The following is a 12264-nucleotide window of genomic DNA, read 5'->3' on the forward strand; positions in this document are numbered from 1 at the left end:
CTGCTGGGTAGTAGAGCCCGATGATCGAGAATCTCCTGCCGCTCCTCAAATCAACCTTCGGATTTAACGCCTTTCGCGGGGTGCAGGATCAGGTTCTCGCGCGTGTCATGGACCGGCAGAACACGCTGGCCGTCATGCCGACCGGTGCGGGCAAGTCCCTGTGCTACCAATTGCCTGCCATTGCCAATGAAGGCACGGTCGTGGTGATTTCTCCGCTGATCGCCTTGATGCACGATCAATTGCGCAGCGCAGAGGCAGTCGGCATCCGCGCCGCGACGCTGACTTCGGCTGACGACAATAGGGCAGAGACGATTGCGCGGCTGAAAGCGGGCGAGCTTGACTTGCTCTACGCCGCACCGGAACGCGCGTCGGGCGAGCATTTCAGGAACTTGCTCGAACAGACGAAAATCTCGCTTTTCGCGATTGATGAAGCGCATTGCGTTTCGGAATGGGGCCATGATTTCAGGCCGGATTATCGCTTGCTGCGTCCCTTGCTCGATCATTTTGGCGATGTGCCGCGCCTAGCGCTGACCGCAACAGCAGACGCCCATACGCGCGATGATATTCTGGTGCAGCTGGGTATCGAGCAAGACGGCCTGATCATCGCGGGCTTTGACCGGCCCAATATCCGCTACAGCATTTCGCCGCGCAAGGGCCTGACCCGGCAGATCGCCGATCTGGTCGAGCGCGTATCCGGACCAGGGATCATCTATGCCCAGACCCGTAATGCGACCGAAAAAATGGCCGACCAGATTGCCAGAACCGGCCGCAGCGCGCGCGCCTATCATGCCGGTCTGCCGCCCGAAGTGCGCCAGCGCAACCAAGCCGACTTTGTCGCATCCGAAGATATGGTTATGGTCGCGACCATCGCTTTCGGCATGGGTATCGACAAGCCCGATGTCCGCTTTGTCGCACATGCAGGACTGCCCAAATCGATCGAAGCCTATTATCAGGAAACCGGGCGAGCGGGCCGCGACGGCGATCCTGCCGAAGCACATATGTTCTGGGGCGCCGAAGATTTCGCCAAAGCGCGGCAACGGCTTACCGAAGTTGACGAACAGCGGTTGAGCAGCGAACGGACGAGATTGGCTGCTCTCGGCGGGCTGGTCGAAGCAGCGGGATGCCGCCGCGCGATTCTCCTCAAGCATTTTGGCGAAGAGCCTCCCCAAAGCTGCGGCAATTGCGACAATTGTCTGAACGCACCGATGACCCGCAATGTCACCGAGCTCGCGCGCAAATTTCTGTCGGCCGTCTATCGCACGGGCCAGAGCTTTGGCGTCGGTCATCTGGAAGCGGTTCTAACCGGCAAACAGGAGGATAAGGTCCTCTCTCGTGGGCATGATCAACTCTCGGTTTTCGATATTGTTGATAGCGAGGAAGCGCCGCTGATCAAACCGGTGTCACGCTCGCTGTTGCTGCGCGACGCCTTGCGCAATACCGAACATGGCGGGTTGATGTTCGGGCCGGAAGCACGCGCTATATTGAAGGGCGAAGCCGAGGTCGCGATTGTCGAACCACCCAAGCGCGAACGCAAGAAACGGCGCAGCGGCAGTTCGCCCAATCCGGTTGGCGATCCCCTGTTCGATGCGCTACGAGCCAAGCGTATGGAGCTAGCCAAGGAACAAGGCGTGCCGCCTTATGTGATTTTCCACGACAGCGTGCTGCGTGATATGACGGGCTTCAAGCCGCGCAGCCTGTCGGCACTGGCCGAACTGCCGGGCATCGGCGCGGCCAAGCTTGAAAAATACGGCGATGATTTCCTAAATGTGATAAGACAGGTGTCAGAAGCACAGGAGGAAAGCGCATGAAAGCCATGATAATATCGCTCGCGGCTAGCGGCTTGTTGTGGGGTTGCTCCGCCAGCTCCGCTGAAGAGACTTCCTCGGTTCCTGTAGAAAAGGTTGAAAGCATGTTTCGGAAAATAAATGATAAGATCAGTGTATCGCCCCAAATCAGTTTGGATGATGTCGCAACCGCCAAAACCGAAGGCGTGACGCTGATCGTCAACAACCGCCCGGATGGCGAAGACCCTGGCGCCCCACAAAGCGCGGAAATCGAGGCGGCAGCGAAAGCGGTGGGTCTGAAATATATCGCCATTCCCATTACCCATAGCGGCTTTTCCGGACCGCAAATCGATGCGATGATCGCCGCTTTGGCAGCTGATGACAAAGTCCTGGCCTATTGCCGGTCCGGCACGCGCTCGACCTTGCTATGGTCGCTGGCGCAAGCGAAGCAGGGCGTAGCGCCCGACGAGATTTCGCGGCTGGCCGGGAATGCCGGATATGATATCACGCCGGTAAGGGCGATGGTCGATGCGCTGTCGGGCGGTCAATAGCTCTAGCTTCCTCTCCCTCAAGGGGAGAGGAGTAAAAATCTAGACAGCAACTAACATTCATGTAAATACGCGGGCATGGAGAGCTTTCCTTCCCCTACCCTCTGGGCGATTCCCTTTTTCGTGGCGACGGTCGCGGGTGAATGGCTGTGGAGCCGGAAAAACAAGAGCATCCGCTATGAGACCAAAGATGCGCTAACGTCGCTGTCCCTCGGCACCGGAAGCGTGGTTGCGGGGTTCCTGACAGGCGGAATCGTATTTGCCCTGTCTCTATGGGTCTACGGATATCGCCTGTTCGACTTCCAAGTCACTTGGGCCAATGCGCTATGGCTTGTACCACTCGCGTTCATTCTCGACGATTTTGCCTATTACTGGTTTCATCGTACAGCCCATCGCATTCGCTGGTTCTGGGCCGCGCATGTTATCCATCACAGCAGCCAGCATTATAATCTGACCACCGCGCTGCGGCAGACATGGACGGGCTTTTTCGCGCTCAGTTTCATCTTCCGTATGCCCCTTTTCTTTCTCGGTTTTCCGCCCGCGCTGATCTTCTTTCTCGCCGGCGTCAATCTGGTCTATCAATATTGGATCCATACCGAAGCGATTGACCGGATGCCGCGCTGGTTTGAAGCGGTCATGAACACGCCATCACACCACCGCGTCCATCATGCGACCAATCCGCGCTATCTCGACCGCAACTATGCCGGTGTCTTCATCACCTGGGACAAGATGTTCGGGACGTTTGAACCGGAAACGGCGGATGAAAAAATCGAATATGGCATCGTTAAAAACCTGACCAGCTATAATGTCCTTTGGGCCGCCTTTCATGAGTGGATCGGTATCTTTAAGGACCTATGGTCAGCGCCGTGGCGCTACAAATTAAACTATCTGATAAAACCGCCCGGGTGGAGCCATGACGGCTCCCGGGAAAACAGTGAGACCATAAAGGCGCGCTGGGCAAAGCAGGAGAGAATGAAATGGCAGAATATGACATCATCGTCATCGGCGGCGGATCAGCAGGCAGCGCGGTTGCCGGACGGCTGAGCGAAGACGGCAAGCGGTCCGTCTGCCTGATTGAGGCCGGAGGAAATAATAATAATTTCCTGGTCAAGACGCCGGGTATGATGCCGTTTCTGCTGAAAAACGCCAACTGGAAATTTGATACCGTCCCGCAAAAGGGGCTGAACGGCCGGATAGGCTATCAGCCGCGCGGACGCGGTCTCGGCGGTTCCAGTGCAATCAACGCAATGGTCTATATTCGCGGCAATAAATGGGATTATGACAATTGGGCCGCTCTCGGATGTGATGGCTGGAGCTATGATGATGTCCTGCCCTATTTCAAACGTTCCGAAAGCAATGAACGAGGCGGCGATGCCTATCATGGCGGTGATGGCCCGCTATCCGTATCCGACCAGAAATGGCCAAACCCGGGCAGTGTCGCCTTTGTCGAAGCCGCCCGCAATTTACAGATTCCGATCCTCGATGATTTCAATGGCGCTGCGCAAGAAGGTATGGGCATATACCAGGTTACCCAGAAAAACGGGGAACGCTGGTCAGCCGCGCGGGCCTATGTTGAACCCGGTCGGAACCGGCAAAATCTCGATATCAAGACGAAATCCCTGGTGGAAAAGCTGATAATCGAGAATGGCCGCGTAACCGGCGTTCAAATCAAGCGGGGGCGCAAACAGGAAACGCTAACCGCAAAGGGCGCCGTGGTGCTGTCCGCTGGTGCCTTTGGGACGCCTCATATCCTGCAGTTATCGGGCATTGGTCCAGCCGAGCATCTGAAAGAAAAGGGTGTGGCGGTCGCGGCTGACAAACCGGAAGTGGGTTCAAATCTGAAAGATCATATCGATTTCGTCTCGGGCTATCAGACGGAATCCAAAGAACTGATCGGGGATTCCCTGCAGGGCACGATGCGCATGGGCAAAGCGATTCTGGAGCACCGGATGAAGCGCACCGGTATCATGACCACGCCCTATGCTGAAGCAGGCGGATTCTGGAGCTCCAGCCCGGACGTACCGGCTCCTGATATCCAGTATCATTTTGTACCCGCGATGCTCGAAGATCATGGCCGCGAAAAGGTCAAAGGCCATGGCTTTAGCTGTCACGCCTGTGTTCTGCGTCCGCATAGCAAAGGCACGGTGCGGCTTGGTTCCACTGACCCCACGGCGCCGCCCGCTATTGATCCGAATTTCCTCGACGATGACCGCGACATCGCGACCCTGCGCAAAGGCGTCCGGCATATGCAGCGGATCATGGAAGCCCCGCCGCTGACCGATTTCAAGCCGACCAACCGTCACCCGATTGACATGAGCAACGATGATGCGCTCGATGCGCTGATCCGTGAACGGGCGGATACCGTCTATCATCCGGTCGGCACTTGCCGCATGGGCAGCGACGATGATGCTGTTGTCGATAGCCGCTTGAAATTCAAGGGATTGGATGGCCTCTATATCGCCGATGCGTCGATCATGCCGGAAATCATCAGCGGCAATACCAACGCGCCAAGCATCATGATCGGCGAACGTGCGGCGGACTTTATCAAAGCGGATCTGGCCTAGCGATACAGGAACGCGATCAGGGTCTAAGCCAGGATCGTATAACCCTCGTCACCCTGCCCGCGACACATCTGTTTGGATACGCGGGTTTCTTGGCCATCGATAATCGCCACATCTGTAATGTTCAGGCATTTGCGGCCATTGGGCTCGGTATTGAGCGCGGTGACCGTAGATGAACCGGAAACGCCTGCCCGTGTCGGGCTTTTCCATGTGGCGGTGGCGCCTACTTCTTCTTTCTCGGTAACTTCGACCGTGGCGGCAATCGCCTCTTTCTGTTCGTCTTCGGTCAATTGGCAAGCAATTTCCCCAACCAGTACCGCACCTGCCGCGCTCGATATAAGCGTACCGATCTTGCCCAGACCAGCGGCATTACCGGCAACCCCGCCGAGCAAGCCGCCAAGAACACCACCGCGCTTTTTGGCTTTCTTGCATTTTTGCGGACCCTTGGATTTTCCGGCACTTTTTGATTTTGTGCCCTTGTCCGGTTTCTCTTCTACCGCGACATATTCCGGTACCGAGTAACCACCGCAGCCCGTGTTGAAACAGAACCGATCTTGCAGATAGGCGCGATCCTGCTGATAGCGTGCTTCCAAAGTGCGATAGGTTTCCAGATGCGCACCATCGGGATCGGAGGCGGCATGTTCCGCCATCATCGCTGCATAAAAGTCGTCGCGGCTCTTGGCTGAATATTCCATTTTGCCGGCAACTTTAGACGTATAGATGCCCGAAATTTCGTTCTGATGGTCAATCATCCGCTGACGAAACGGGGTCAGCACCTCTGCATAATAGCGATCGAGCAAGATGGTGCATCGATTGGTATCTTCTGCCTTGTCAAAAGGTGCGGCAATTTTTTGAAAATCCTCTCGGCAGTCGGGATAACCATCCTGACTGAGGATTGGCGTTGGCGGCAAGGCGGGCAGGTCCGGCTCCGCCGTGACCGGAGCGACATAGGCACGATCTGCCTCTGACACTTCCTGATCCTGCGAAATGGCGGGAGAACCGATACCAGCCAACAAGGAAGACGCGATCAGCGCATGAACCATGCTGTACACTTGTTTTTTCATCTGATTGCCTCCCGTCCAATTTGCTAGCTTCAAACCGCCATTACCGCAAGCACCACCTGGTATCTTGTGGACATGCGCCGCTGGTTAAGACGCTATTTACGCAGCGTTTTTTCTATTGTCTGTGAAATATCGCACTTCTTGCTGCATAATTGATCTTGGACTATGCTATGTTGCTGAGAGGGCTGGAAAAATAAACATGACGCGATATTTCAAAATGGTGATGGGACTAACGGCAATGCTAGCCGTTCAGGGCAATGCACCTGCTGCGAAGCCCGCCATGGATCCGGAAAATCCAACTTGCCCGGCCGAACCGAACTGGACCAGCAACCAAAAAATGGAGCTGAAGCCGGTTGAGAAGAACGGTACGAAAGTCCTGATCGCCGAGGGTGTTGTAGATATAGACTTGCCCGAGCGACTGAAAAAGGCGCTTTCCGACAATCCCGATATCACAGAAATCTGGCTGCGTTCACCCGGCGGCCATGCCCGCGCTGGCAACGAAGCAGGGCGCATAATCCGCGAAGTCGGCGGGGCAATTATCACCAGAATCCCGGCCGGATGGACCTGTTTCAGCGCCTGTAACTTTGTTTTCATGGGAGGCCGAGCGCGCATTGTAGAGGCGGATGGAGGTTTCATGGTCCACATGTTCACTATGACCGGCGACCGCAACGCGATTAATTACAGTATTGAGATGGGTACAGATTCTACCGTCGAACTCATCGGAGAAGTTGAGCAGGAAAGCGCGTTGCTAGCGACTGAAGATAATGATTTCCTGATCCGCATGGGTGTATCGCGAAAGCTGCTCACCGATGTCATGTACAAACAAAAGGCCGTGAAGACAGAAAGCGGTGACCAATCCACACGTCGTTGCCTGACTAAAGAAGAAGCGCTGAAATATAATGTTGCCAATGTCAGCGATTAAACGCTCGTCACCACTGACTCCTTTCCGCCAATACACAAACCTGTAATCGAATTAGCCTACTGTATATTCATGATATTCATGCTGAAAAATTTGCTCACCCTCGCACTGCTCGTTACATCCGGCCCCGCTCTGGCATGGGGTGGTTATGCCCATCGCACGATTGCCGGGATTGCAGAGGAAAATATTGACCCGGTCACGAAGGCGCGGATGATTAGTCTGTTTCGGTCAGCAGCCATGCTCGGCACACCGGAATGTGAGCTCAAGAATATCGGAGACGCCAGTGTCTGGCCTGATTGCGTGCGCCGCGACCGTCTGCGCTGGGGCTACACCAGTCCGTGGCACTATCAAAATGTCGATATCTGCAAGCCGTTTGACCTCAAAACTGCGTGCCGCAACGGCAATTGCGTGTCCGCCCAAATCGATCGCAACGCGGCGCTATTGAAAGATAAATCGCTACCCGCTCATATCCGGTTGGAAGCGTTAACGTTTCTGGTGCATTTCGTCGGGGACATGCACATGCCATTGCACAGCGGCGATCGCAGCGATCGCGGTGGCAATGACGTGAGCGCAGCCTATGGCCTGATCGAAGGCCGGATGAATCTCCATTGGCTATGGGACGGCCCGTTGGCGGAACGCGCCATCACCGATGGTCCGGAAATGGTGCGCCGCTATAGCGAAGAGGAAAAATCGGATAAATCCTTCGGAACTACAGATTTCTGGGCATTGCAGGCCTGGCAGGTAGCGCGCGACTACAGCTATCCGACGGCCGAGGATCAACCAGCTTGCGGCCCTAAGCTGACAAAGCGCGGCAAGGTGGATAATGACGAGATTCGGAAACTCATCCCCACCGCGCGACTCCAGATCGAACGCGCCGGGTTGCGACTCGCAAGATTGCTCGAAGAGTCGCTCAACTAACCAATTTTAACCGTTTCTTAAGGATATTTGTCAATATTTGGCAGTTTTCCGTAACTTTTTTTTAACATTTTTTCCCACAATGATTCAATCACTTGGACAAAGCTGTGCGAATTGTCACCGCGAGATGGCGGAAAAATCCTATCTACATTCCTGTGAAGGCTTATCTCTTCATCGACGGAAAGAAACGGTTCACCGTCGATTCAGTAACGAACCTTAGTCTCGTGCGTAGTTATTTTGGCAACCAAGAGAAGGAAGAACGATGTATTTGTCCCCAAGATCATTCGTCAACCGTCCTCAAGACGTATTGGCCGAAACGAACAGTCCGCAAAAAGCGGCCGTGCTGCAACGCGGATATCAACCAATGTACCATCTGGACATTGTCAATCGCTGCCCAGGTTGTGGCAAGTCCCACTGGCATGTTGGCCGGTTCAGTGCAGAATGTGCGCATTGCGAAACGGCTTTGCCGCTAGCCATTGTGTCCAGCCAGCCCATGGAACCCCGCTTTACCGAAAGCTTCAGCAAAACAGCAATGGCGGCTTGAACCGGTTGAGCATTTTATTCCGCTAATCCTGTGACATGCCGCAGCCATTTGCTGACGGGGGCGACATAAAGTTGATGCGCTGTGGCACCATTTTCATAGGCATATGCGGAATAAGCGTCGGGATATAATGTCAGCCCGTGATCGGCCTGTGCGATTTCCAGCCATTGTGCTGCACCGGGCGTTTTCCGGTTGATCATGTCGACAATCATCCGGTGACCGTGGCGGCTTTCAAATTGCTCATATTCGCCAAACACCACCATAACCGGCACGTCCAGCGATAGCCAAGCAGCCAGGAAATTCTTATCCGCTGCCTGCCAATGCCAGGCAAACGGACGACCATAATGGTTTTCGGGATCGGTCCCCCGGATTTTCTGCCAGACACCGGCCAGTTCCGGATGGTCTGATGCTACTTTATCCGGTGCTTTCTGACCGATCAGATAATGTTGCAGAAACGCAATCCGCTGGACCATTTCAGGATGGATATCTTCCGGCTTCACGGCGCCAGACCGTTCGACATAGAGACGTTCGAAATGGATCATGCGTTCCAGATAGGTAACCGCACCACCGCCCTGCACGATCACCCCGGCGACATTGTTGTTCTGCGCAACCAGAGGCGCCGTGGTAGACCCCAGACTGGATCCTAATATGACGACGCGCTGCGGATCGACCCATGGATGCCGTTTGGCCTGGACCAGAGCCTCGCGATAGTGCCGCACCTCTGTATCATAGTCGAGCTTATCACATCCCGGTCCTTCGCTGTCGCCAGTGCCCGCGCGCTCAATACGAACCATGGCCATTCCCGACTGCTGCGCAAGCAACCGCAACTGCGTATCGCGTCCTTCCGGAAAGACAATGCTGTCGCAGGAAACCCATTGGGTCAGAAATATGGCCGGCAGTAGTCCTCTAGTCCCTTCTGGGCGGGTAACAATGCTGCGTAAGCGCAAACCCTCACTTGTTGTGATTGTTCCATATTCCGTTTCCAAACCTTCGGTCTGTTCCAGCGGCACATCCGCCGCCACTTCCAGACTTCCGGTTATTCGGGTTTCGGCATGTGAGGCATTCCCATTTGTCCCGGCCATTGCCATCGCGAGGATCAACCCTGTCAACATTCGGCGCATAATCGTCCCTTTCATGCTCTTTATCTGGATGAGAGCAGATTGATAGATCAGCCAGATGCGGCCTAGAAAGGGCGATGTGACGAAGGGACTAAATTTGCGATCGCAATATCGGTTACTGCAATGCCGAACGGTAACGGTTACCGGTTTTGAAGGTCTGACCGGTGTTGAGCGTAACAATATTGCCCGTAAATTCCTTGATATTCTGACGGCGCACGAGAACGGATCGATGGATCCGGACAAAATCATGCGCAGACAAGAGCTTCGTCATCGCGGATATCGACATCCGGTGCAAAATTGGCGCTCCTGATCCATGCAGTTCAACATAGTTGCCAGCGGCGGTAACCCACCCAATCTGGTCCACAAGGAGAGGAAGCTCTAGGGTAGAGACCAGTTTCTTGGCCACGGCCCGATCAGACACAAGGCGTTTCAATATCCAGGACAAGGCCAGCATTCCCGCGATAATGGCCGCGCCGGGAAGCCGTCTCGTTAGCTCGAACATCATATTGCTGCCAGACATAAGGCTGTCGAGAAGGGACATTCCAAGGGCAAAAACAAACAATATGCCGAATTGCGCTGGCCATGAACCCAGGCGCTTTGCGATTTCAAAACATATCACCCAGGGGACGATATTCAGCCCTGCCCAGACTATCCCGTCGATCAACGGCTCTCCCCGTCCAGCAAGCGTGGTGTAGATCACGCAATACAGGGACGAGGCAAGCGTAAGAGCGAGCGCCACCAGCAGCAGCTGAGAGGCGGTTAAGGGGCGAATGAAAATTCTGTCCAGACTATCGCTTAACAAGGCTATTTCCCGTGGCCAATTTCCGGCGGATTTATATCAGAATGATCAATATTTGCCTAGATATCTCCAAAAGCCTCAAGCGCGGCGCGGGCAATGGGCTCGCCCCATTCCTGCACAAAATGGCCGCCGCCTTCGATCATCATCGGATCGGGGCAGCCGTTGATCAGCTTCTGCAATTTCAGCATGGCCGGCGGGCCGAGAACGGGGTCGGCATCACCAATGGCCATAAAGCTATCGCCTTTCCACTCGTCTTTCCAGAAGACAGCGGCTTCCGTACTGACTTCAACGCCGTCCATTTCTGGTGATACGGGGACAAGCGCCGGGAATTTCCGCGCGCCTGCCTGATAGGTCGGGTCCGGGAATGGCGCGTCATAGGCAGCAATTTCCCGTTCCGTCAGATGCGGCGTGCCGCTGGCGATAATCTGTCCGGTTTTGAATTCCGGCGTATTAAGCGCAAATTCTTTCCATGCATTGAAGCCATCGCCAGGCGTGCGGCCTAAGCCAAGACCGGTGTTCATGACAATCAGCCGCGACAAACGCGCCTTGAACGCTTCATCAACCGGCAAGGTCAGCCCAATCAGGCCGCCCCAATCCTGTACCACCAGAGTGATATTCTTGAGATCCAGCCGTTCAACCAGTGCCAAGATATAATTGCGATGAAAATCAAACGTATAATCATCCAGCTCAGTCGGTTTGTCGGACCGACCAAAGCCAAAGAAATCCGGCGCGACAACCCGTGCGCCACTTTCCAGAAAAACCGGGATCATCCGGCGATAGAGAAAGGACCAGCTTGGTTCACCATGCAGGCACAGGAAGGTGCGGTCAGCATCTTTGTTCCCTGCATCGATCCACGCCGCCCGCAGGCCTTCATAGCCCGGCAGATCTTCCGCATAGTGAACCGGATAATCGAAATCGGGAATATCGGCAAAACGGTCATCGGGCGTACGGACAGCATTGATGGTCATAACAGGGACGTCCTCTCTTCAGGTTTTGATTCGAAACCTGTCAGCAGATGGCAGATCGGTCAAGGCCGCATTATTGCGGCGCGGCATCGCAAAAACACGAACAGGCACTGCTAGATATGGCAAAAAAGCAACAGCTTTGCGCCGAATTTACATTTGTTTAGATTTGCGACGAACAGCGGGCAACTGTCATCTGCCGTTCAGCTAAATTCGAGCATCGGGCGGTTGTTCAAAGAATGAACAGAGTAATATCTGCGGCTTTTTATCGCAGATTAGTTTGAATAGTAAAATTGGAGTTAGTTATGAAATCCCCCTTAATACTCACTCTCCTCGCGAGCAGCGTCATGCTTCCCGCGGTCGCCCAGGCTCAGGAAAAATCCCCCTTTTCCGGTCCGCGGATCGAAATACTCGGTGGCTATGACCAGCTTCGCTCCGGCAGCGACGTTGACATTGATACCGATGACGACGGCATTTTCGAGGATAACGACCTAGATCAATCCGTCGATGGCTTCGCCTATGGTGCAGCGGTCGGCTATGATTTCGATCTGGGATCCTTTGTTCTGGGCGTCGAAGGCGAATTTATGGATTCGACCGGTAAACAGGAAACCGACGAGGACATCGCTGCGCCCTTTGGTTACCGGATCAATGTGAAACGGGACATCTATCTCGGCGCCCGTATCGGTGCCCAGGTGGCTCCCCGCACGTTGCTCTACGCAAAAGGTGGTTACACCAATACCAGCGTGGAATCCCGTTTCCAGGATCAGATCCAGGACGATGGCTTCGATTTTGAGTTTGATGATAGCCAGACGATAGATGGCTTCCGCATCGGCGCTGGCATCGAACAGCTTATCGGCCCTGGCTATGTGAAACTGGAATACCGTTATTCCAACTATAGCAGCCTGAAATTCGATGATGAGCTGTTCAACGATAACAGCGAAATTGGTATCGATCTTGATCGGCACCAGGTTGTCGCAGGCGTCGGCATTCGCTTTTAAGCAATAGCGACATATAAGAAAAGGCGCGCTAACCCCACGGATAGCGCGCCTTTTTTGT

General features: G+C 54.6%; 12 protein-coding genes. 8 read left to right on the top strand and 4 right to left on the bottom strand.

Annotated elements, in window-relative coordinates; translation table 11 throughout:
- Positions 1-20 precede the first annotated feature (20 nt).
- The 4 genes from recQ to ACO6S1_RS01245 all read left to right on the top strand — a co-directional run bounded on the left by recQ (position 21) and on the right by ACO6S1_RS01245 (position 4896).
- Positions 21-1808 (top strand): DNA helicase RecQ, encoded by a 1788-nt coding sequence (gene recQ, locus ACO6S1_RS01230; protein ID WP_422344551.1) that lies wholly within the window; start codon positions 21-23, stop codon positions 1806-1808.
- 101 nt (positions 1809-1909) lie between these two features.
- A complete protein-coding gene (locus ACO6S1_RS01235; protein ID WP_422346266.1) occupies positions 1910-2335 on the top strand; it encodes a TIGR01244 family sulfur transferase in 426 nt (141 codons plus the stop codon).
- Between the two features lie 75 nt (positions 2336-2410).
- Positions 2411-3376 (top strand): sterol desaturase family protein, encoded by a 966-nt coding sequence (locus ACO6S1_RS01240; RefSeq protein WP_422344552.1) that lies wholly within the window; start codon positions 2411-2413, stop codon positions 3374-3376.
- Positions 3310-4896, top strand: a complete 1587-nt coding sequence (locus ACO6S1_RS01245) for a GMC family oxidoreductase (RefSeq protein ID WP_422344553.1) — start codon at positions 3310-3312, stop codon at positions 4894-4896. Before ACO6S1_RS01240 ends, ACO6S1_RS01245 begins: the two co-directional genes overlap by 67 nt.
- Before the next feature lie 23 nt (positions 4897-4919).
- On the opposite strand, the gene ACO6S1_RS01250 is transcribed toward ACO6S1_RS01245, so the two are convergent.
- Complete coding sequence (locus ACO6S1_RS01250; protein WP_422344554.1) at positions 4920-5957, bottom strand: hypothetical protein; 1038 nt, start codon at positions 5955-5957, stop codon at positions 4920-4922.
- 196 nt (positions 5958-6153) lie between these two features.
- Here ACO6S1_RS01250 and ACO6S1_RS01255 point away from each other — a divergent pair, with 196 nt between their 5' ends.
- The 3 genes from ACO6S1_RS01255 to ACO6S1_RS01265 all read left to right on the top strand — a co-directional run bounded on the left by ACO6S1_RS01255 (position 6154) and on the right by ACO6S1_RS01265 (position 8332).
- Complete coding sequence (locus ACO6S1_RS01255) at positions 6154-6876, top strand: hypothetical protein (RefSeq protein ID WP_422344555.1); 723 nt, start codon at positions 6154-6156, stop codon at positions 6874-6876.
- Positions 6877-6954: 78 nt separating this feature from the next.
- Positions 6955-7791: a S1/P1 nuclease gene (locus ACO6S1_RS01260; protein ID WP_422344556.1), complete on the top strand. Its 837-nt coding sequence runs from the start codon at positions 6955-6957 to the stop codon at positions 7789-7791.
- Between the two features lie 259 nt (positions 7792-8050).
- On the top strand, positions 8051-8332 hold the full coding sequence (locus ACO6S1_RS01265; protein ID WP_422344557.1) for a hypothetical protein: 282 nt from the start codon (positions 8051-8053) through the stop codon (positions 8330-8332).
- Between the two features lie 14 nt (positions 8333-8346).
- Here ACO6S1_RS01265 and ACO6S1_RS01270 read toward each other — a convergent pair whose 3' ends face one another.
- The 3 genes from ACO6S1_RS01270 to ACO6S1_RS01280 all read right to left on the bottom strand — a co-directional run bounded on the left by ACO6S1_RS01270 (position 8347) and on the right by ACO6S1_RS01280 (position 11214).
- Positions 8347-9450 (bottom strand): alpha/beta hydrolase family protein, encoded by a 1104-nt coding sequence (locus ACO6S1_RS01270; protein ID WP_422344558.1) that lies wholly within the window; start codon positions 9448-9450, stop codon positions 8347-8349.
- Between the two features lie 112 nt (positions 9451-9562).
- Positions 9563-10249, bottom strand: coding sequence for a LytR/AlgR family response regulator transcription factor (locus tag ACO6S1_RS01275; RefSeq protein WP_422344559.1), 687 nt, complete (start codon positions 10247-10249; stop codon positions 9563-9565).
- Between the two features lie 56 nt (positions 10250-10305).
- Positions 10306-11214 (bottom strand): haloalkane dehalogenase, encoded by a 909-nt coding sequence (locus ACO6S1_RS01280; RefSeq protein WP_422344560.1) that lies wholly within the window; start codon positions 11212-11214, stop codon positions 10306-10308.
- 299 nt (positions 11215-11513) lie between these two features.
- Here ACO6S1_RS01280 and ACO6S1_RS01285 point away from each other — a divergent pair, with 299 nt between their 5' ends.
- Positions 11514-12206, top strand: coding sequence for an outer membrane protein (locus ACO6S1_RS01285; protein ID WP_422344561.1), 693 nt, complete (start codon positions 11514-11516; stop codon positions 12204-12206).
- The last annotated feature ends 58 nt before the right edge of the window (positions 12207-12264 follow it).

It is taken from the genome of Parasphingorhabdus sp. (assembly GCF_965233695.1).
GTDB lineage: Bacteria > Pseudomonadota > Alphaproteobacteria > Sphingomonadales > Sphingomonadaceae > Parasphingorhabdus.

Excerpts from the sequence above, each read along its gene's own strand:
- ACO6S1_RS01280 (WP_422344560.1), bottom strand. The coding sequence starts at position 11,214 with ATGACCATCAATGCTGTCCGTACGCCCGATGACCGTTTTGCCGATATT.
- ACO6S1_RS01255 (WP_422344555.1), top strand. The coding sequence starts at position 6,154 with ATGACGCGATATTTCAAAATGGTGATGGGACTAACGGCAATGCTAGCC.
- ACO6S1_RS01285 (WP_422344561.1), top strand. The coding sequence starts at position 11,514 with ATGAAATCCCCCTTAATACTCACTCTCCTCGCGAGCAGCGTCATGCTT.
- ACO6S1_RS01245 (WP_422344553.1), top strand. The coding sequence starts at position 3,310 with ATGGCAGAATATGACATCATCGTCATCGGCGGCGGATCAGCAGGCAGC.
- ACO6S1_RS01270 (WP_422344558.1), bottom strand. The coding sequence starts at position 9,450 with ATGCGCCGAATGTTGACAGGGTTGATCCTCGCGATGGCAATGGCCGGG.
- recQ (WP_422344551.1), top strand. The coding sequence starts at position 21 with ATGATCGAGAATCTCCTGCCGCTCCTCAAATCAACCTTCGGATTTAAC.
- ACO6S1_RS01235 (WP_422346266.1), top strand. The coding sequence starts at position 1,910 with ATGTTTCGGAAAATAAATGATAAGATCAGTGTATCGCCCCAAATCAGT.
- ACO6S1_RS01240 (WP_422344552.1), top strand. The coding sequence starts at position 2,411 with ATGGAGAGCTTTCCTTCCCCTACCCTCTGGGCGATTCCCTTTTTCGTG.
- ACO6S1_RS01265 (WP_422344557.1), top strand. The coding sequence starts at position 8,051 with ATGTATTTGTCCCCAAGATCATTCGTCAACCGTCCTCAAGACGTATTG.
- ACO6S1_RS01260 (WP_422344556.1), top strand. The coding sequence starts at position 6,955 with ATGCTGAAAAATTTGCTCACCCTCGCACTGCTCGTTACATCCGGCCCC.
- ACO6S1_RS01250 (WP_422344554.1), bottom strand. The coding sequence starts at position 5,957 with ATGAAAAAACAAGTGTACAGCATGGTTCATGCGCTGATCGCGTCTTCC.